The sequence below is a fragment of the Mesorhizobium australicum WSM2073 genome, from assembly GCF_000230995.2.
Lineage (GTDB): Bacteria > Pseudomonadota > Alphaproteobacteria > Rhizobiales > Rhizobiaceae > Mesorhizobium > Mesorhizobium australicum.
Map to the genome: position 1 here is coordinate 2164545 of NC_019973.1, position 18635 is coordinate 2183179.

Annotated in this window: 19 protein-coding genes; 7 read left to right on the plus strand and 12 right to left on the minus strand. The window is 62.8% G+C overall.

Features of this window, described 5'->3' with window-relative positions; all coding sequences use genetic code 11:
• Positions 1-2 precede the first annotated feature (2 nt).
• Complete coding sequence (gene ctrA, locus MESAU_RS10350) at positions 3-698, plus strand: response regulator transcription factor CtrA (RefSeq protein WP_006203583.1); 696 nt, start codon at positions 3-5, stop codon at positions 696-698.
• Between the two features lie 123 nt (positions 699-821).
• Here ctrA and MESAU_RS10355 read toward each other — a convergent pair whose 3' ends face one another.
• On the minus strand, positions 822-1190 hold the full coding sequence (locus MESAU_RS10355) for a response regulator (protein ID WP_015315995.1): 369 nt from the start codon (positions 1188-1190) through the stop codon (positions 822-824).
• 247 nt (positions 1191-1437) lie between these two features.
• The gene (gene chpT, locus MESAU_RS10360; protein WP_015315996.1) at positions 1438-2067 is read right to left on the minus strand and encodes a histidine phosphotransferase ChpT; all 630 of its coding nucleotides are present in this window, start codon (positions 2065-2067) and stop codon (positions 1438-1440) included.
• 385 nt (positions 2068-2452) lie between these two features.
• On the opposite strand from chpT, the gene MESAU_RS10365 reads away from it, so the two are divergent.
• Both MESAU_RS10365 and MESAU_RS10370 read left to right on the plus strand, forming a co-directional pair.
• Positions 2453-2989 carry a DUF1134 domain-containing protein gene (locus tag MESAU_RS10365; protein WP_224583420.1) on the plus strand — a complete coding sequence of 179 codons (537 nt, stop codon included), beginning with the start codon at positions 2453-2455 and terminating at the stop codon, positions 2987-2989.
• Between the two features lie 156 nt (positions 2990-3145).
• The gene (locus MESAU_RS10370) at positions 3146-4300 is read left to right on the plus strand and encodes a coiled-coil domain-containing protein (RefSeq protein WP_015315998.1); all 1155 of its coding nucleotides are present in this window, start codon (positions 3146-3148) and stop codon (positions 4298-4300) included.
• 46 nt (positions 4301-4346) lie between these two features.
• Here the strand turns inward: MESAU_RS10370 and MESAU_RS10375 are convergent, their stop codons facing one another.
• The 5 genes from MESAU_RS10375 to MESAU_RS10395 all read right to left on the minus strand — a co-directional run bounded on the left by MESAU_RS10375 (position 4347) and on the right by MESAU_RS10395 (position 8002).
• Positions 4347-5141 carry a TrmH family RNA methyltransferase gene (locus MESAU_RS10375; RefSeq protein ID WP_015315999.1) on the minus strand — a complete coding sequence of 265 codons (795 nt, stop codon included), beginning with the start codon at positions 5139-5141 and terminating at the stop codon, positions 4347-4349.
• 101 nt (positions 5142-5242) lie between these two features.
• Entirely contained in the window at positions 5243-5587 is a 345-nt protein-coding gene (locus MESAU_RS10380; RefSeq protein ID WP_015316000.1) for an ArsR/SmtB family transcription factor, read from the minus strand.
• A 171-nt stretch (positions 5588-5758) separates the two neighbouring features.
• Positions 5759-6520, minus strand: a complete 762-nt coding sequence (locus MESAU_RS10385) for a HugZ family pyridoxamine 5'-phosphate oxidase (RefSeq protein WP_041163327.1) — start codon at positions 6518-6520, stop codon at positions 5759-5761.
• Positions 6521-6631: 111 nt separating this feature from the next.
• Positions 6632-7393, minus strand: a complete 762-nt coding sequence (locus MESAU_RS10390) for a 3-hydroxyacyl-CoA dehydrogenase (RefSeq protein WP_015316002.1) — start codon at positions 7391-7393, stop codon at positions 6632-6634.
• 84 nt (positions 7394-7477) lie between these two features.
• Complete coding sequence (locus MESAU_RS10395; RefSeq protein WP_015316003.1) at positions 7478-8002, minus strand: GNAT family N-acetyltransferase; 525 nt, start codon at positions 8000-8002, stop codon at positions 7478-7480.
• Positions 8003-8269: 267 nt separating this feature from the next.
• Between MESAU_RS10395 and MESAU_RS10400 the strand changes: the two genes are divergently transcribed.
• Complete coding sequence (locus tag MESAU_RS10400; RefSeq protein WP_015316004.1) at positions 8270-9262, plus strand: glutathione S-transferase family protein; 993 nt, start codon at positions 8270-8272, stop codon at positions 9260-9262.
• On the opposite strand, the gene MESAU_RS10405 is transcribed toward MESAU_RS10400, so the two are convergent.
• Positions 9263-9760, minus strand: a complete 498-nt coding sequence (locus tag MESAU_RS10405; RefSeq protein WP_015316005.1) for an NUDIX domain-containing protein — start codon at positions 9758-9760, stop codon at positions 9263-9265. It abuts the gene before it with no gap.
• A 53-nt stretch (positions 9761-9813) separates the two neighbouring features.
• Between MESAU_RS10405 and MESAU_RS10410 the strand changes: the two genes are divergently transcribed.
• The gene (locus tag MESAU_RS10410) at positions 9814-10743 is read left to right on the plus strand and encodes a metallophosphoesterase family protein (protein ID WP_015316006.1); all 930 of its coding nucleotides are present in this window, start codon (positions 9814-9816) and stop codon (positions 10741-10743) included.
• On the opposite strand, the gene MESAU_RS10415 is transcribed toward MESAU_RS10410, so the two are convergent.
• From MESAU_RS10415 to leuA, 4 genes are all read right to left on the minus strand, one after another.
• Entirely contained in the window at positions 10727-11341 is a 615-nt protein-coding gene (locus tag MESAU_RS10415; RefSeq protein WP_015316007.1) for a hypothetical protein, read from the minus strand. The genes MESAU_RS10410 and MESAU_RS10415 overlap by 17 nt on opposite strands.
• A gap of 109 nt (positions 11342-11450) precedes the next feature.
• On the minus strand, positions 11451-12251 hold the full coding sequence (locus tag MESAU_RS10420) for an alpha/beta fold hydrolase (protein ID WP_015316008.1): 801 nt from the start codon (positions 12249-12251) through the stop codon (positions 11451-11453).
• 238 nt (positions 12252-12489) lie between these two features.
• The gene (locus tag MESAU_RS10425; protein ID WP_015316009.1) at positions 12490-14265 is read right to left on the minus strand and encodes a tetratricopeptide repeat protein; all 1776 of its coding nucleotides are present in this window, start codon (positions 14263-14265) and stop codon (positions 12490-12492) included.
• 247 nt (positions 14266-14512) lie between these two features.
• Positions 14513-16252: a 2-isopropylmalate synthase gene (gene leuA / locus MESAU_RS10430; RefSeq protein WP_015316010.1), complete on the minus strand. Its 1740-nt coding sequence runs from the start codon at positions 16250-16252 to the stop codon at positions 14513-14515.
• 401 nt (positions 16253-16653) lie between these two features.
• On the opposite strand from leuA, the gene MESAU_RS10435 reads away from it, so the two are divergent.
• Positions 16654-17820, plus strand: coding sequence for an ATP-grasp domain-containing protein (locus MESAU_RS10435; protein WP_015316012.1), 1167 nt, complete (start codon positions 16654-16656; stop codon positions 17818-17820).
• A gap of 3 nt (positions 17821-17823) precedes the next feature.
• Positions 17824-18600 carry an esterase family protein gene (locus MESAU_RS10440; RefSeq protein WP_015316013.1) on the plus strand — a complete coding sequence of 259 codons (777 nt, stop codon included), beginning with the start codon at positions 17824-17826 and terminating at the stop codon, positions 18598-18600.
• Positions 18601-18635 lie beyond the last annotated feature (35 nt).

An 18635-nucleotide genomic window follows, 5' to 3' on the forward strand; every position in this document is an offset into this window, starting at 1 on the left:
AAATGCGTGTTCTGCTGATAGAAGATGACAGTGCAACCGCACAAAGCATCGAGCTGATGCTGAAATCGGAAAGTTTCAACGTCTATACGACAGACCTCGGCGAAGAGGGTGTCGATCTGGGCAAGCTCTACGACTACGACATCATCCTTCTCGATCTCAACCTGCCGGACATGTCCGGCTACGAGGTCTTGAGAACGCTTCGCCTCTCCAAGGTAAAGACGCCCATCCTCATCCTCTCCGGCATGGCCGGCATCGAGGACAAGGTACGCGGCCTCGGCTTCGGCGCCGACGACTACATGACCAAGCCGTTCCACAAGGACGAGCTGGTGGCGCGCATCCACGCCATCGTGCGCCGCTCGAAGGGACACGCCCAGTCGGTCATCACCACCGGTGACCTGGTGGTCAACCTCGACGCCAAGACCGTCGAAGTCGGCGGCCAGCGCGTGCACCTCACCGGCAAGGAATACCAGATGCTGGAGCTGCTCTCGCTGCGCAAGGGCACCACGCTCACCAAGGAAATGTTCCTCAACCACCTCTATGGCGGCATGGACGAGCCGGAATTGAAGATCATCGACGTCTTCATCTGCAAGCTGCGCAAGAAGCTCGACGCCGCGTCCGGGGGCCAGAACTACATCGAGACTGTCTGGGGCCGCGGCTATGTGCTGCGCGAACCGGAAGATATCCGCGTCAGCGCCTGAGCGCAGTCGGCAACGCACTTCTAAAAAACCCGGCTTGGCCGGGTTTTTTTGCATTGTGGAGCAATTATTTGTTTTTGTGCGACACGACAGACCACCGCGCGGTTTGCCTGGAACAGCTTCCGTTCAGGCAGCGATTTTCAAGGCGCGAAAACGTTCGAGGAGTTGCGGGCGATTGAAGGGCTTCAACAGATAGCCCTGGGCGCCGGCGCGCTTGGCTCGCATGATCGACGCGATATCGAGTTCGACCAGCGAGATCAGGATCTGCGGCCGGATCGGGCTTTCCATGGCGCGCACGCGCCGGATGAGGTCGACCGCCTGCATATCCGGCAAGGCGCCGTCGATGACGATGATGTCGGGCATGTCGGCGGCGCACATCTCCAGTGCGTCAAGCCCGCTGGCCGCCTCGATGACCATCATGTCGGAACCGCCCAGGATGCGTTTTGCAACCTTCCTGATGACGCTTGAATCGTCGACGAACATGCAGCGTTTCATTTCCGCGTCCTCTTTGCCCTTGGGCGATCCGGTCGTGCGGGGCATCTACGGCGCAGCCTAGACCGATCTGGTAAAGAAGCCGAAAAGCCGTTAGGTAAAATTTTTGCAAAGAAACCGTTCGGCGGGTTTTTCCTTGCGGATGCTTCGGTGTCGACGAGCGGGCAAAGATCATCGCGCCACGATTGTGGCGTCAATGAAATATTTCAGACTGAAATACTTCGTTTGGTCGCGCTGCCGGCGCCGACTTTCAGGCCACTGAGAGGACGATTTCTTCAGGCGTCGCGTGAATCGAAATCGTCATGTTGGCCTCGCGGGCCAACAGCAGCGTGTAATAAGGTTGCACCGAATGCGCGTCGATCGGCTCTTCCGGCTTGTGGCCGGAGTGCAGTTCGAGGAATTTCGGCGGCACACGCAGCATCGGCCCGCTTGCCGAAAGCGAAAAACGCGGCTCGGTTTCGAGATTCTCGAGCGTCACGACCAGCTTGCCGCCGCGCGGAATGGCGGCGTTGGCGACCAGCAGCAGGTTGAGCAGCAGCTTGACCTTGTTCTTGGGCAGCAGCGCACGGGTTCCATTCCAGACCAATTCCGGCTTTTCGTTCTTGAGGAAGGCGATGGCGACGGCCTCGGCATCTCCGGTGTCGATCATCATGCCCGCCGAGCCGGCCGCGCCAAAGGCGATGCGGGCGAACTGCAAACGCGCCGAAGCGTTTTTTGCACTCTGACGGATGAGCCGCATGGCGTCTTCGTCGGCGCCGCCCTCGTCGAGCAGTTCAAGCCCGTTGTTGATCGCGCCGACCGGCGAGATGATGTCGTGGCAGACGCGGCTGCATAAAAGTGCCGCCAGGTCGGGAGCGGTAAGGGTGAACAGATCGGCCATCGGCGAAATCCCTGCAAAATCTTCCATTTGACGGCCGAGCGATCGATCTTCGCGCCTGCCCACACGAATCACGCTTCAACCCAAGGCTTTCTGAATACACAGCGCCCGTGCGTGCAGCAACAAATCCAAAATTGCCGTCATGGCATATGGCGCGTTCACGCAGGCTGCGTGTCCGCTCGAGCGGCCAAGAGCCTTCGAACCGCCATCTTCATGTGGGAGTTTAATGGTTGAAAAAGGATTACGGCATAGTTTGCCCCTAACAGTCATCCTTAACGGCCGCCTAAAGAGCCGTACGGATGCGAGGCGTCGGCGAAAGTGCTTCATGACGGAGATTGGAAGCATGTTTTCCCGAATCTATGACCGGAGTTTTCTCCGTGTCCTCTCAATGGCGATCGCGCTCATAGGCGTTCTCGTCTTCTCGACATCGCCCCTGCGGGCGCAGGAGTACACCGCTCAGGAGATTGTCGATTCCGGCCACAAGTTCTTCGGCGCGACGTCGGGCGGGTTGGCCACCGTCGTGGAGAAGATTTTCGCCTCCTACGGTCTGCCCAATGGCTACCTGCTTGGGGAGGAGGGATCCGGTGCGCTGATCGGCGGCCTGACCTATGGCGAAGGCACGCTCTACACCAAGAATGCCGGCGATCACAAAGTGTTCTGGCAAGGCCCGTCGCTGGGCTGGGATTTCGGCGGCGAGGGGTCACGCGTGATGATGCTGGTCTACAATCTCGACGATGTCGGCAACCTCTACAATCGCTATGGCGGCGTCGCCGGTTCGGCCTATGTGGTGGCGGGTGTCGGCTTCAACGTGCTGAAGAACAACAATGTGCTGCTGGTGCCGATCCGTACCGGCGTCGGCGCCCGGCTCGGCGTCAATCTGGGCTACCTGAAACTGACCGAGCGGGCGACCTGGAATCCGTTCTGATCCGGCCGATATGAGCGAATCACGGACGGTTCGACCGGATTCCTCAACCGACGACCCGAATGGGCCGCGGCAAGCCCTTGCCGCGGTGCCGGATTTCCGCCATGCCAAGATGGCACGGTCCAGCCTTCCAAGTTGTCGTCGATAACGGGTAGTCCTTTGGTTCAGTCGGTCCTGTTCTTTGCCCTCGGCTTTCTCTGTGCCGGCTTTCTGGCGCTGATGGTGGCTCCCGCCGTCTGGCGGCGTGCCGTCGCACTGACCCGCAGGCGCATCGAGGCCTCCATTCCGCTGACGCAAGCCGAGATCCAGGCCGACAAGGACCGGATCCGGGCCGAATACGCCATGACGACGCGGCGCCTCGAAATCAACGTCAAGACGCTGCGCGAGAAGGCGGCCGAACAACTCGTCGAGATCAATCGCGGCCGCGAGGCGCTGAAGGCGCTGGCGGTCGAGCGCACGGACAAGGACCACGCGCTCGCCGAACTCGGCGCCAAGAACGAAGCGCTTCGACAGCGCGAAGAGGAACTGCATCGGCTTTCGGAGCGGCTCAAGGAAACCGAACGAAAGCTGGAAAGGCGGGCGCTCGATCTCGAGAAGCTGGAGCACATGTATGACGACGCCAGTTTTGCCTCCAGCAGCCGCCAGATCGAACTCGTGGCCCGCGAATCCGAATTGCAGAAGCTTGCCAGCGATATCGTGCTGCTGCGCGGCCAGCGCAAGGAAGCGGATCGGCGCAGCCAGGAGATCGTGGCCGAAAGCAAGGCCGCGCGCGATGCCCTGAAGGCCGAGAAGAAAAGGGCCGCTGAACTCGACAAGAAGGTCCAGCGGCTGCTCGCAACGCTCGCCGACCGTGAGGACAAGCTTGATCGGCGGGAAAAGGAATTGGCGCGGTTGCGGGAAAAATCGAAAACCGAGGACGGCGCACCGGCCCTGCGGCTGGTCGGCAAGCCAGATGAGCCGGCCCGGCACGAGGAGGCCGGCAAGCGCGACGATTTGGACCGGGCGATTGCCAAGCTTGACGGCGACCGCGAACGGCTGGAGGCCAGGCTGACGGCGCTGGCGCGCGAGAACAAGCGCCTCAAGGCGGATCTCGGCGCCGCGGCATCGTCGGGTTTGACGAACGGCAATGGTGCCGCGCTGCGCGAGCAGATGAATGAGCTGGCGGCGGAGGTGGTCCACCTGACGGCCAAGCTCGAAGGCCCCGATTCACCAATCGCCAAGGCGCTCGCCGCGCCGCAGGACAATCGCTCTGCCGGCAACGACCGCAGCCTCGCCGATCGCGTGCGCGCCTTGCAGAAAGCAGAAGCCAACTGACGCCGTGCAGGCTGACGCTTTCGCCGTGTCCTGGCTCACATGATCGTCAGCGCGAGAAATGATGCAGGGCAATGGCCGAGGCGGCAGCGACGTTCAAGCTGTCGAAGCCCTTCGACATGGTGATCCGCACGGTTTGCAGGCGGGCAAGCAGGCTTTCGGGCAGGCCTTCGCCTTCGGTGCCGAGATAGAGTGCCAGCCGCTCGCCGCGCCGTGCATCGCGTATGTCGATCCGGCCGCGCGGTGACAATGCGAACTGGTCATAGCCCCGGCGGTCGAGCTCCGCGGTGAAGCCCGCGGTGTCGGTGAAGGACGCAAAAGGGATCTTGAGCGCGGCGCCGACCGAAACCCGGATCGCCTTGCGGTACAGCGGATCACAGCATGTCCCGTCCATCAGCACCGCATCGGCGCCGAAAGCGGCGGCGTTGCGGAAGATCGAACCCATATTGTCGTGGTTGGCGATGCCGACAGGCACGACGATCAGGGCTTGAGCGGGCAAGGCATCCAGCAATGACCCGGCCGGATGCGGCGTCTCCTTGCGGCCGATGGCCAGGATGCCGCGGTGCATGTGGAATCCGGCAATCGCGTCCATCACCCCGCCGGCGACGACGTAGACCGGCAGGTCCGCTTGCGCCTTGCGCAGCACCTCCTCCAGGCCGCCAAGCCGGTTTTCCAGGATCAGGATGGATTCGGCGGTGAAGCGCCTCGACGACAAAAGCAGGTCGAGCACCACTTTGCCCTCGGCGACGAAGCGGCCTTGCCGGCCCGCCAGATCGCGCTCGCGAATATCGAGATAGGCTGCGACGCGCGGATCGCGTGGATCGTCGATGCGAATTGGGTCCATGTCCCGCTCAACAATCGAAAGCGCGGTCCGTGCGCCGGGAAAGACACACCAACCGCGCTCCGGAAATCGTCAGCGAGGTAAACGACCGCGGCAGCGTCCGGTCAAGTCCCGGCGCGGCGCAACCTCTGCGCCATTTGGGACAGATCCTCCTTGCCGCCGCCGAAAATGCCTTCCAGCATGGCGAGCAGTTCGCGCACGGCATCGGATTTGCAGGAATAGTAGATCATCTGGCGATCGCGGCGGGTGTCCACGAGGTCCAGCGCCCGCAACTTGGCCAAATGCTGCGAGAGGGCGGATTGGCTAAGCATCACCTTTTCGGCGATGGCGCCGACCGACATTTCGCCGTCGATCAGATAGCTCATGATCAACAGCCGTTTTTCGTTGCCCATCAGCATCAGAAATTCGGCAGCTGATTCGGCGTTGGCGATTAGCTTTGTCGAGACCATTGATGCCCCATGCTGTTTGCTCATCGAGGCGCCATGGGGGCAATGGCGCCTGAATCCATAAATTCACGTGTGAAGGTGCCGACGAGTCAGCACCACACCTAAAGCCTAGAACATTTCTTTCAAATCTCAAGCGTTGCTTTTGATCAAATGCAATTTAATCTCGCTTTGCGCCTAGGATGCCGCCCTGGCGGCCCTCGCCATTTCAACCAAAACGGGACGCAATTCCTGCGAATTTGCCAGTGGTTGTGGGAAGAATACCCGGCAAACATCGTCCCCGGACACCAGATCCATGCCATCGGCGTCCAGCCCGGCGATGCTCCAGCCAGCACCTGGCGCCTTGGCAAAATGATGGGCGTAGTTGGCGATCGCGTCGAGATGGTCCGCATTCATGTGCTCGACGGCTGACTGTTCGCTCGCCGCGAGCTCTTCGACAATCGGCCCGGCGGTGACCAGATCGGCCCGGTCGAGCAGATAGGCCTTGCCGAAGCCGCCGTTGAGACTGGCGCGCTGCGGCTCGAGGCGAAAGATTGAGAAGTCGCCGAGCCCGGCATAGAGGCTCGCCTTGGGATTGCGGTTGAGATAGCGGCGCGCGGCGCGAGCTTGGGCCTGCGAGCCGCGCTCCAGCCGCGAGGCCTGGCAGGCCAGCGTCAGCCGCGGATGCGCCAGCGGATCGCCTTTGCCGGGCTCCCCGAGCAGAAGGGAACAGCGGGGATCGGCAAGCAGGGCCGACGTGTGCGCCGCGAGCATCGACACCAGGATGAGCGATGCGCCGTCAATGTCGGTGGCGACGCCGACCCGGCTCGCCAGCGGCGCCCCGGTCCCCGGTTCCAGCACCGCCAGGGCGCCGAAACGGGCACTGCGCAGAAGCGTTTTCGCCAGGCGGATCGCCTCGGCGTCGGTCTCGCGGATGACATCCTTCTTTCGATCGTCCAAGGTTTCTCGCCCTGCCAAGTTGATTTCCTATTCCACTTGTCAGCCGATGATGCCGGACTTGGCAAGGGGAGGTGCCCGCGCAAACCGCTTCGCGGCTTGGGGCGACACGCCTTACTTCGGCGCCATGCGGATGGCGCCGTCGAGGCGGATGGTCTCGCCGTTCAGCATCTGGTTTTCGACGATGTGCAGGGCAAGCGCGGCATATTCGGATGGTTCGCCGAGGCGCGACGGGAAAGGCACGGCGGCGCCCAGCGAATCCTGCACCTCCTGCGGCATGCCGGCCATCATCGGCGTCTTGAAGATGCCGGGCGCGATGGTGCAGACCCGAATGCCGGATCGGGCTAGATCGCGCGCCACCGGCAGCGTCATGCCGACGACACCGCCCTTCGAAGCCGAATAGGCCGCCTGGCCGATCTGGCCGTCATAGGCGGCGACCGAAGCGGTGTTGACGATGACGCCGCGCTCGCCGCCCCGCAGCGGCTCGAGTTTCGCGGCGCGGTCGGCGACCAGGCGGATCATGTTGAACGTGCCGATCAGATTGACCTCGATCACCCTGCGGTACTGGTCGAGCGGATGCGGTCCATCCTTGCCGATCGTCTTCACGCCGATGGCGATGCCGGCGCAATTGACCAGGATGCGCGGCTCGCCCAGCTTGGCGGCAGCCTCGGCCAGGGCGGCGACGGCACTGTCGGCACTCGCGACGTCGCACTGGACGGCGATGCCGCCGATCTCGGCCGCGACCTTGGCCGCGCGCTCGATGCCGACATCGAAGATGGCAACGTTGGCTCCCTTGGCGGCAAGCGCACGAGCGGTTGCCTCGCCAAGGCCGGAGCCGCCGCCGGTCACGATTGCTATCTGGCCGCTGGGATTCATGGCGTCATCCTTCCCGTGAGAATGGGCTTGCTATCAAACAGGGACGGATCAGGCCCGGATTGAAGGGCCGGGTCAAGCCATCGCCTAGACGTGCTCGGCGGCCCTGGCCTGGCTGGCGTGACCGACCTCGCCGGAAAGCCTGGCAACCGCGCCGGGCGTGATCTCGTGCGACAAAAGGCGGTCGAGGTCGACAGGCCTAGGCATCGAAATCTGACCACGGGGGATGCGCTTGAAGCCGAGCGGCCCGTAATAAGGTTCGTCGCCAACCAGGATGACGGCCGGCGCGCCAGCCTTGGCGGCCGCCTCCAGCGCGATCGCTACCAGCCGGCGGCCGATGCCGAGGTTCTTGAAGGCCGGCCGTACCGCGAGTGGCCCAAGCATCAGCGCCCGGCCGGCCCCCGCCGCTATGCGGGTCATGCGCACCGAGGCGACGACGAGGTCGCCGTCGACCGCGACAAAGGACAGGGCGCGCTCGTGGCCGCCGGCCTCGCGGATCTTGTAGGCGGCCAGCACGAAACGGCCGGGGCCGAAGGCCTCGTCGTTAATGGCTTCGATTTGAGGGTCATGCGCCGGAGTTTCCGGCAGGTATTTCACGTCGGCAAGGCTCATGGTCTTTGCGTTCCGGTAGAGGAGGAAAGATTGCTGCAAACGGCAGCATTCGCCAGTCAGCGCTTCATCAAGCGCGGGCGCCCTTTCGTCGTCGGTCAAACCGGATCAAAGCAAAGTCGAACATGCGGAGTGTCCGCTAGCATCAATTTTGCGCCGCCGCAATCGACCCGTTCGCTGGCACTACCGATTGACGATCTGTTCAGCCCTGGATGCTTTCCGCCTTGCCGCATCGCGCCCTACATGACGGGAAACCCGAAAGGACAATTCATGGGATTGCTCGTCGACGGCAAATGGCAGGATCGCTGGTACGACACGAAGAACAGTGGCGGCAAGTTCGTGCGGGCGCAGTCGCAATGGCGCGACTGGATCACGCACGACGGCAAACCCGCCGAAGGCCGCAGTCGCGGCTTCAAGGCGGAGCCCGGCCGCTATCACCTTTACATCTCACTCGCCTGTCCCTGGGCGCACCGGACGCTGATTTTTCGCACGCTGAAGAGGCTGGAAGGCATCATTTCCGTCTCGGTGGTTCACCATTTCATGGGCGCGGACGGTTGGACGTTTCTCGCCGAGGACGGCGCCACCGGCGACACGCTCTATGGTCTCGACTTCCTGCACCAGATCTACACCAAGGCCGATCCTGCCTATTCAGGCCGGGTGACGGTGCCGGTGCTGTGGGACAAGAAGGAACAGACGATCGTCTCCAACGAATCCTCCGAGATCATCCGGATGCTCAATTCGGCCTTCGACGAATGGGGCGACGCCAGCTTCGACTTCTACCCCGAGGCCTTGCGCGGCGAGATCGACGCGATCAACGGGCTGGTCTATCCCGCCGTCAACAATGGCGTCTATCGAGCCGGTTTCGCCACCACGCAAGCGGCCTATGAGGAGGCGTTCGGCGCGCTGTTTTCGGCGCTCGATACTCTGGAACATCGCCTTTCCAGGCAGCGCTACCTAGTGGGTGATCGCATCACCGAGGCCGACTGGCGGCTGTTCACCACCCTGGTGCGCTTTGACCCGGTCTATGTCGGACACTTCAAGTGCAACCTGCGCCGCATCGCCGACTATTCGAACCTGTCGAACTATCTGCGCGACCTCTATAGCGTGCCTGGCGTCGCCGGGACCGTGAACCTGCGCCACATCAAGGCGCATTATTACGGCAGCCACGATACCATCAACCCGACCCGGATCGTGCCGGTCGGGCCGACGCTCGACTATGGCGCGCCGCATGATCGGGCGCGGTTCGGAAGGGCTGCTGCCTGACTACCAATAGGGCGATGCTGGCACGTTGGCGAAAATTTCGGCGATCCGCCGCAGCGTTGCCGGCGTCGTGCCCTCCGGCAGGCGATCGAGCGGGAAAAAGCCGGCCTCGGCGATTTCATGGTCTGGCAGTTTCGGTGCGGTGCGGCTGAAATGCTCGACGAGGTAGAAGCCGACATGGTCGCGCCGGCTGGCACGGCGGTTGAAATGCATCGATTTGAGAATCGGCGCGTCCGTGATCTGGATGTTGCCTTCCTCGTAAAGTTCGCGCGCCAGCGCTTCGGCCATCGTCTCGCCGACCTCGACGCCGCCGCCGGGAAGCTGCCAACCGGGCACATAGGTATGGCGGATGAGGAAGACGGAATTGGTGGCGGCATCGTGGATCAGGCCGCGCACACCGAGCGTCATCGGCCGCCGCAGCACGAAATAGAGATGGAACAGCCGGGCCCTCAAACCCGCCCAGCCGGTCTGGCGGAACGGAGCCTCCTCGTCGCTCGCCATCAGTAGCGAAACCGTGGGTGGAAAGGGGCGCGCACGTCGCCTATGAAGGAGGGATGTTCAGGCTCGCGCATATTTCCGATGTCCATCTGGGGCCGCTGCCCGATGTATCCTATCGCGATCTCGCCTCCAAGCGCGTGCTCGGTTATGTCAACTGGCAGCGCAACCGCCGCCGCCACATGCACGACGCCGTCATCGACTCCATCGTCGCCGATATCAAGGCGCAAAATCCGGACCATCTCGCCGTCACCGGCGACCTCGTCAACCTGGCCCTCGACGGTGAGATCGAGATGGCCAAACACTGGCTGGAGACGTTGGGGCCACCGCATGACGTTTCGGTGGTGCCGGGAAACCATGATGCCTATGTGCCCGGCGCCTTCGACAAGGTCTGCCGGTCGTGGGCGGCGTGGATGAGCGGAGACGGTGTCAACACGCCGGTCGACCGCAATGCCTTCCCGTATCTGCGCGTGCGCGGCAATATCGCGCTGATCGGGGTTTCGACGGCGCGCGCCACGGCGCCCTTCATGGCCAATGGTTTTTTCATGGAGGGGCAGGCGGCTCGGCTCGGCAAGATACTCGAGAGCACGGCGAAGCAAGGGCTATTCCGCGCGATCATGATCCATCATCCGCCCCTGCGGGGCGCTGTCTCCCAGCACAAGCGGCTGTTCGGCATCGCCCGCTTCCACAAAATCGTCCGCCGCCATGGCGCGGAGCTTGTGCTGCACGGCCATTCGCATCTGCCGTCGCTGTTCCAGATTGGGCTTCGCGGTGCAAAGATCCCGGTCGTCGGGGTCGCCGCCGCCGGCCAGGCGCCGGGCGGCAATCACCCGGCAGCACAGTACAATCTGTTCGACATCGACGGCGAAAAGGGTAACTGGCGTATCCACCTGACGCGGCGGGGTCTGACCGGACCGTCAATACCGCCTTCCGATCTGCAGAGCCTGGAACTCGGGGTCGAGCCCGGCGAGGCTATGGCCGCCAGTTGAGAACCATGGCCGAGATGCGGTCCCACAGCAGCGCGGCCGACACCGCCAGACCAACCAGCGCGCCGGCGGCGACCAGCCCAAGCCCCGACAGGAAGGCCGACCAGCCCTTGCCTTGCGTCGATGCTCGCAGCGGTGGCTCGGCTTCCGCGACCTCGGCGCGTTTCATGCCGGCGACCGCCGGCTCGACGCCACCTTCCATCATCCTCTGGCGCTCGACGATGCGCTCGGCCACATAACGCGTCACGGAATCGGCGACCAGCTTCATCTCGGTCGACTCGGCAAGCACGACCCGGCCAATGCGTGTATCCTTGAGGAAGCGGTAGGTGCGACGGTCGCGTCCCATCGCGACATGGCTGACGGCGTCGATCCACAGGCGCGGCTGCAGCCCCGAGGAGACGACAAAGTCGAAATTGTCCATGTCGGCTGGAACGTCGGCGAAGATGGGCGCGAGGTCCGCGGCCAACAGGTCCAGGCGCATGCGGTGCGCCTCACGCATGTCGACGACGACATCGTCGCGGTCAGCGAAGGCATTCTTCACATCACGGATGGCATCGGACAGTTTCTTTGACGGATCGATCTTCTCGCCTGCGTCCTTCATCGGCGTGGCCTCGCGGGTTTGGTTAACAGGCAGTTAACACAGCCGAAGGCAAAATGCACTCGCGAGATCAAGACGGCAAGGGCGCCCGCTCGGTGCCGCGCGGGACGTCTCAGCCGGTCGCGGCGAGTTTCGGGCGCAAGGGCCTGGCGCGGCGGTTCATGTTGCGCTGGATGATCGTGGCGACCAGATCGGGCGCCTCCTCGATCAGCATATGGCCAGCCTCCAGCACGTGGTGCACGTGAAATCGCGCGGGCAGACCATCCATTTGGGTAACGGGTAGCATCGGGTCATTGCTCCCCCATACCACCATCACCGGCATGGCCAGTGTGTCCAACCGGTCGTGCGGGATGACGCCCTGCCGGTCGTCGCTGGTCATGGCGGCAGCAATCTCGATGAGTTGCTCCACCTGGCCGGGTCGCCCGCGCATGTCGCGAATGGTATCCACGGTGCGGTCGACGGGGCGCGTCAGCGGTCCCGACATCGCGCTTAGGCACGCCCGGATGTCGGAGGGGTCCCTTGCGGCGGCAAAGCGGCGCAACAGCGGGCCATTGATCTCGGGGCCGAAGCCGCCCGGCGCCAGAAGTGTCAGCGAGGCCACCCTCTCGGGTTCGGCCAGTGCCATCAGCGTCGCCACCGCGCCGCCCATCGAGTGGCCCACCAGATGAACGCGCTTCACCGATCGCGCGGCGAGATCGGTCAGGACGGCCCTTGCCGCCACCTTGGCCGGGCCGGCGCCGGGGAAATCGAGCGACAGCCCGTGCCCCGGCAAGTCATAAGCGAGTGTGCGCACCGCAGGCGACAGCGACGGGATCACTTCGTGCCAGACACCGTGGCAGCCGCCAAAACCATGCAGCAGGGCGATGGCCTTCGAGCCAGCACCCTGTTCGGTGGCGTGAAGCGATGCGATCATTGAAATGTGAAAGCTTATTACGGGACGGGAAAATTACGGGACGGGAAGATGGGAATGCGGCTGGATTGCTCCTTGTCCAGCACGATGGCCAGTAAAATTTTCGCGACGACTGGCGGTTGCGCTCTCTCGACCTTGCGAAGTCGCCTGACAAAGCCGACAAATCCGTCGTATCGGGGTTTTGCCACCTACTTTCGGCGGCCAACAATTCGGTTGGTCCAAACAACCCGTTGGTGGGACGTCAGCTCGCGTTGCCGAGGCCCGCCGCGCGCAGGGCTCCAACCAGCCGCTCGGTCAGATCGGGCGGGTATTTTCGTTCGATGAAGGTCGCGCGTGGATCGGCGGCGAATTTTGGAAATTTGGCGGTCAGCTCGTCGAGCAGCTTGCGCGCCAGATTGTCCTGGCCGGCGATCTTGGCACCGATCAACCGGGCTGCAAGATAGTGCGACTTGGTTGCGGTTGTTCTCAAAGAGGAACTGGCGATGGCGGCCTTGTTCGTGTCGCCAAGCATGAGTTCGCCGGCGAAAAGTCCGAAATCCCACCATGTCGGATGACCGCTGGAGGCGTCCACCGCCTGGGCCAGGATCGGCGTCCCCTCGGCATACCTGCCAGCGAAAATCAACCCATAGCCGTAAGCTGCGGCCATGGCGAGATCGTAGGGATTAAGGTCATAGGCCTTGCGCATCCAGCGCAGCGCCTCGTCAGCGTTGCCAAGACGCGAATTGATGTAGCCGTAGGAGCGATGCGCATAAGGACTGGTCGGTCCCATCTGCACGGCGCGATGGGCAAATGTCATCGCCTTCTCGATCGTGGCATCCGGCGGATAGGCGTAGTGGTCGTTCACGGCCTCCAGGTGCAGCGAGGCGAGTTCCGAATAGACCAGTGATGACTTGGTGCCGCGTTCGGCGAGGGTTTCGAGGCAGCGATAGGCGGCCTCGTGGGTCCTGGCGTTCTGGTCGAGATAATATTTGTCGTTGAGCGTCAGGCATTGCGTGAGGACGGTCTGAATACCGCTCTGTTCGAGATAGCTGTAGATCGTGCCGGAAGCGGGAAGAGCGGACGTCAAGATGCCGGCTATACGGTTCTCGACAGCGGTCGGTGCGCTGTCGGCGGCGGTCAGGTTGCGCGACAAAAGCACCCGTCCGGTCGCCACGCTCTGCAGTTCAATCGTGATTTCGCCCGTATCCGGCCCAGGCAGAATATCGAAGATGAAGCTTGTGGCATTGGTGGCCGGATCGGTCGTGGCGACCGCGTCGCGACCGATGAAGTCGATCGTATCGAAACCGCTCAGGCCGGCGCGCAGCGATGCGGCGACACGGCTGGCATCCGTGCCACTGGCCTTGACGGCGATGTAGACGAGCGGCAAGGCCTCGCTGGCGGGAGACGGCTCGATGCTGCCGGTGAGGCCTGCGGTCTCGAGCGTGGCCGCAAGGTCGCCGCCTGCCAGCAGCGCACCGCTGCCCTGACGCAGGATCAGAACACCAAGCATGGCGATGACGACGGCGATCGCCATCCAGAAGAATCTGAGGTGACGTGCCACCGACGGCGCCGGCGCAACCATCGGTGCCAGTAAGGCAGGGGCCGCAATGGCACTCTCGGCAGTGCCGCGTTGCGCCGATGGAGCCGCCGCCGCTCCCGTCTGGATGGCGAGTTCGGCCGTCTCAGGCAAGCGGATCGCATTGAGCTCGTAGGCCGGGACATAGCCGCCGCGCGGAATGGCTATGCGGACAGGCTCGGCAACACCTTCATTGGCGAAATATTGCTGCAGCAAGTCGCGCAGCCGGCCGGCCTGAACCCGCACCACCGCATCGGTCGAAGGATCGAAATCGCCGTCTTTGCCGAAGACATCCATGGCGATGGAAAAGCCCTTGAGCCTGTCGGCTTCGCCTGCCTGTTCGCGCTCGACAAGATAACGCAACAGCTTGCGTGCCCGTTCGGATCTTCCGAACGTTTCGCTGGCAAGCAGTCGCTCCAATGTTTCGCGCACTGCGGGGGCGGCAGGCGTGGCATGCTGCAAGTGTCGATCCTCTCGAAGTCGGCACAGGTTAAGGCACGGATCATATAATGCCCGCACCGCCATACAAGTATACACCCATTATGCGATCGCGTACCCCACCGGATATTTTCCCGGTGGTTAATGAGCCGCGACAGGATAGCCAGGATGCCGGAGCAATCCTTATTGAATCCCATGGATGCCAAGACCTTGTTCAGGCCCGAAGGATGGCGGCGCGAGAGCCAATCCCGGCTCTCGCGCCGACGGTAAACTATCGCGCGTTGCGGCCGACGATACGATTGGCCGCTGACGTTACCGCTTCCAGTGAGGCAGCGACGATGTTGGTGTTGATGCCGGCGCCGAACAGCTTGCCGCCGGGATATTCCATCTCGACATAGGAGATAGCCGACGCATTCGAGCCGCGCTGCATCGAATGCTCGGAATAATCGAGCACCGACATCTCGACGCCGACATGGCGTGACAGCGCATCGACGAAGCCGTCGATCGGGCCGGTGCCGGTGCCTGATATCGTCACTTCCTTGCCGTTGTCGAGGATGACCGCCTCGACCACGCGCCGGCCCTTCACCTCGGTGGCCGGGTAAGTGTGATGATCGAGGAATTTCAGACGGGCGCCAGGCTGGTCGACATAGGTTTCGAGGAAGCGGTCATGAATACGCTTGGCCGACACTTCCTTGCCTTCGGCGTCGGTGATCGCCTGGATAGCCTGACTGAATTCGATCTGCAGGTTGCGCGGCAAATTGAGGCCGTAATCGGCCTGCAGCACATAGGCAATGCCGCCCTTGCCCGACTGCGAGTTGATGCGGATGATGGCCTCATAGCTGCGGCCGACATCGGCCGGATCGATTGGCAGGTATGGCACTTCCCAGTGCGGTGTGTTGGCCTTCTTCAAGGCCTTCATGCCCTTGTTGATGGCGTCCTGGTGCGAGCCGGAAAAAGCAGTGTAGACGAGTTCGCCGACATAGGGGTGGCGCTCGGGAATCTTCAGCTGGTTCGAATATTCGTAGACATCCTTCATCCGGTTGATGTCGGAGCAGTCGATGCCCGGATCGACGCCTTGCGTGTACATGTTGAGCGCCAAGGTGACGATGTCGACATTGCCGGTGCGCTCGCCATTGCCGAACAGCGTGCCCTCGACGCGGTCGGCGCCAGCCATCAAGCCGAGTTCGGTGGTGGCGATGCCGGTGCCACGATCATTGTGCGGATGCAGCGAGATGATCAGGTTTTCGCGGTTGTCGAGATTGCGGCACATCCACTCGATGCGGTCGGCATAGATGTTGGGCGTCGACATCTCGACCGTCGACGGCAGGTTGATGATCAGCTTGTTGTCGGGTGTTGGCCTGACGATCTCGGTGACGGCGTTGCAGATCTCCAGAGCGACCTCGAGTTCGGTGCCGGTGAAGCTCTCCGGCGAATATTCGAAGCGATAGCCGCCGCCGGCCCTGGCAGCCATGTCGGTGATCATCTTGGCCGCGTCGGTCGCGATACGCTTGATGCCGCCGACATCTTTCTCGAAGACGACGCGACGCTGCAACTCGCTGGTCGAGTTGTAGAAATGCACGATCGGGTTGGCAGCGCCCTTCAGCGCCTCGAAGGTGCGGCTGATCAGTTCAGGCCGGCACTGCACCAGCACCTGCAACGACACATCGGCCGGCACGCTGCCTTGCTCGATGCACCAGCGCGCGAAGTCGAAATCGGTCTGCGAAGCCGAGGGGAAGCCGATCTCGATTTCCTTGAAGCCCATGTCGAGCAGCAGGCCGAACATGCGCGCCTTGCGCTCGTGGCCCATCGGATCGATCAGCGCCTGGTTGCCGTCGCGCAGGTCGACCGAGCACCAGATCGGCGCCTTGTCGATCACCTTCGAGGGCCAGGTCCGGTCGGTGAGGCCGACGGTCGGGTAGGGTTGATATTTGCGGGCTGCGTCCGGCATGCCCCGGCCAACTTGCTTGCCGGTCGCGGCCTCGCTGGCGCGGATGTCTTCTCGTGCGTTCATCGTCGTTTCTCCCGGCGGCTGGCGGGTCCACCTTTCAGGCGGATGTGGAGCCAAGCGGCGCCTTTACCAGAATTTCGTTCGCTTGATATGATTTGCCAAGGAGCATTTGCTTGCGCGGCGGTTCGACCGCCGGGCGCTCCTTCAGCGAACCCGGCGATCGCCGATAAGGCCGAGAAGAAGCAGGGTCGAGGCAAGCGCGCGCACGGTCTCGCCGGCAAAGCCGGTCTGACGGGAAGCGGTGGTGGGGCGCGTGTTCATGGCCGCTCTCATACAGGAGCGGCCTGTTGGAGGCAAGCGGGCCGGCCCCCGTCGAATTTTATCTTAACGCGGATGCTCTTCCCCGCGCGCCGCAAATGCGCCAGACTTGGCTTCCGGCGGGGTGCCGTCGGCAGGGGGCGTTCATGAATTTCGTGTTCTTCTCGCCGCATTTTCCCGCCAATGGCGCCGATTTCTGCGACCGGCTGAAGAAGGCCGGCGCGACCGTGCTCGGCGTTGGCGATGCGCCCTATGATGCGCTCGACGGCAAGCTGAAGCAGGCGCTTTCGGAATACTATCGCGTCGCCGACATGGAGGATTACGAGCCGGTGTTCCGGGCGATAGGCCATTTCATCCACAAATGGGGCCGCATCGACCGGTTCGAATCGCTCAACGAGCACTGGCTGGAGCTGGAAGCCAACATCCGCACCGACTTCAACATCTACGGCACCAAGCTCGATTTCGTGAAGAATCTGAAGCGCAAGAGCCGCATGCGCGCCTTCTTCCGCAAGAGCGGTGTCGAGACGATCGCGCAGCGCAAATGCTCCGACCGGGCCGGCGCCATGACCTTCATCCGCCGCGTCGGCTACCCCGTGGTGGTGAAGCCGGATTCGGGCTCCGGCGCTTCGAACACGTTCAAGATCTCCAATCCGAAAGAGCTCGACCAGTTCTTCCGGGACAAGCCGGAGGACGTGACCTTCGTCATGGAGCAGTTCATCGAAGGGCTGGTTGTGACCTATGACGGATTGATCAACCGTGACGGCGAGGTGGTGCTGGCGGCCAGCCATCGCTACGACCAGAGCGTCATGGACGTGGTCAACAAGGACCGCCACATGAGCTACACCTGCTTTCCCCGGATCAGGCCTGCCGTCGAGGAGGCCGGCCGCAAGATCCTGAAAGCATTCGACGTGCGCGAACGCTTTTTCCATATCGAATTGTTCGAGACCAGGGACGACCGCATCATCGCGCTGGAGGTCAACATGCGGCCGCCCGGCGCCTGGATGACCGACGCGATCAACTACACGTTCGACATCGATGTCTACGCGGCATGGGCGGACATGGTGGTCAAGGATGCCGTCGGCGGCCCCTATGAGGGCAAGTATTTCACCGCCTATGCCAGCCGCAAGCGCCACCTCGACTATTTGCATAGCCACGCGGACGTGCTAGCCGCCCACCGCGACAAGATCGTCCATCATCAGCCGATAGAAGAGGTTTTCAGCCGGGCCATGGGAAATTACGCCTACCAGATGCGCTCGAAGGATCAGGCTGATCTGCGCGAGGCGGTGGCCTATATCCACGCCGAAAAGGCTTGAGGCATGGACATTTCCTATCACAAGGTCTTCGCCCGCAATCTCGGCCGCGACATGGAGTACAAGCGCTACGGGCATGCCGGCCGGCCGGTCGTGGTGTTCCCGACCTCGCAGGGCCGGTTCTACCAGTTCGAAGATTCCGGCGGAGCGGGGGCGCTCGCCGAGTTCATCGATACCGGCCGCATCCAGCTGTTCACCGTCGACGGCATCGATACAGAATCCTTCTTCGCCAGGGATGTCGATGCCGTGCATCGCATCGACCGGCACGAGGCCTATTTCCGCTATCTGCGCGAGGAGGCGCTGCCGGAATTTCTGGAAACCGCCGCGCAAGCCAATGGCGGACGGCGGTTGAAGCCGCTGTTCTCGGGCTGTTCGATGGGCGGCTACCATTCCTCGAACTTCGTCTTCCGGTTTCCCGAGCTCGCCAGCGGCGTCATCTCGCTGTCGGGTGTCTATTCGGCCCGCGATTTCTTCGGCAAGGCGCTCGACGGCGACATCTTCTACAATTCGCCGCTCGATTATCTGCCAGGGATCGTCGACCCGAAACTGCTGGCGCGGCTGAAGGCGCTCAGGCTGATCTTCTGCTGCGGGCAGGGCGCATGGGAAGAGCGCATGCTGGTCGAGACCCGCCAGCTGGAACAGATACTGCGCGACAAATCCATTCCGGCCTGGGTCGACTATTGGGGCGGCGACGTCAGCCATGACTGGCCGTGGTGGCACAAGCAGCTGGCTTATTTCTTCGGCCGCTGGCTGGATGACGATCTGATGCACAGGCTGGACTAAGGTGCATTGATATTCAGCTGGCCTGCGAATGGCTG

Bases quoted from the DNA above. Each gene is read 5' to 3' on its own strand.
- ctrA (WP_006203583.1), top strand. From the start codon at position 3: ATGCGTGTTCTGCTGATAGAAGATGACAGTGCAACCGCACAAAGCATC.
- MESAU_RS10355 (WP_015315995.1), bottom strand. From the start codon at position 1,190: ATGAAACGCTGCATGTTCGTCGACGATTCAAGCGTCATCAGGAAGGTT.
- chpT (WP_015315996.1), bottom strand. From the start codon at position 2,067: ATGGCCGATCTGTTCACCCTTACCGCTCCCGACCTGGCGGCACTTTTA.
- MESAU_RS10365 (WP_224583420.1), top strand. From the start codon at position 2,453: ATGGCGATCGCGCTCATAGGCGTTCTCGTCTTCTCGACATCGCCCCTG.
- MESAU_RS10375 (WP_015315999.1), bottom strand. From the start codon at position 5,141: ATGGACCCAATTCGCATCGACGATCCACGCGATCCGCGCGTCGCAGCC.
- MESAU_RS10380 (WP_015316000.1), bottom strand. From the start codon at position 5,587: ATGGTCTCGACAAAGCTAATCGCCAACGCCGAATCAGCTGCCGAATTT.
- MESAU_RS10390 (WP_015316002.1), bottom strand. From the start codon at position 7,393: ATGAATCCCAGCGGCCAGATAGCAATCGTGACCGGCGGCGGCTCCGGC.
- MESAU_RS10395 (WP_015316003.1), bottom strand. From the start codon at position 8,002: ATGAGCCTTGCCGACGTGAAATACCTGCCGGAAACTCCGGCGCATGAC.
- MESAU_RS10400 (WP_015316004.1), top strand. From the start codon at position 8,270: ATGGGATTGCTCGTCGACGGCAAATGGCAGGATCGCTGGTACGACACG.
- MESAU_RS10405 (WP_015316005.1), bottom strand. From the start codon at position 9,760: ATGGCGAGCGACGAGGAGGCTCCGTTCCGCCAGACCGGCTGGGCGGGT.
- MESAU_RS10410 (WP_015316006.1), top strand. From the start codon at position 9,814: ATGTTCAGGCTCGCGCATATTTCCGATGTCCATCTGGGGCCGCTGCCC.
- MESAU_RS10415 (WP_015316007.1), bottom strand. From the start codon at position 11,341: ATGAAGGACGCAGGCGAGAAGATCGATCCGTCAAAGAAACTGTCCGAT.
- MESAU_RS10420 (WP_015316008.1), bottom strand. From the start codon at position 12,251: ATGATCGCATCGCTTCACGCCACCGAACAGGGTGCTGGCTCGAAGGCC.
- leuA (WP_015316010.1), bottom strand. From the start codon at position 16,252: ATGAACGCACGAGAAGACATCCGCGCCAGCGAGGCCGCGACCGGCAAG.
- MESAU_RS10435 (WP_015316012.1), top strand. From the start codon at position 16,654: ATGAATTTCGTGTTCTTCTCGCCGCATTTTCCCGCCAATGGCGCCGAT.
- MESAU_RS10440 (WP_015316013.1), top strand. From the start codon at position 17,824: ATGGACATTTCCTATCACAAGGTCTTCGCCCGCAATCTCGGCCGCGAC.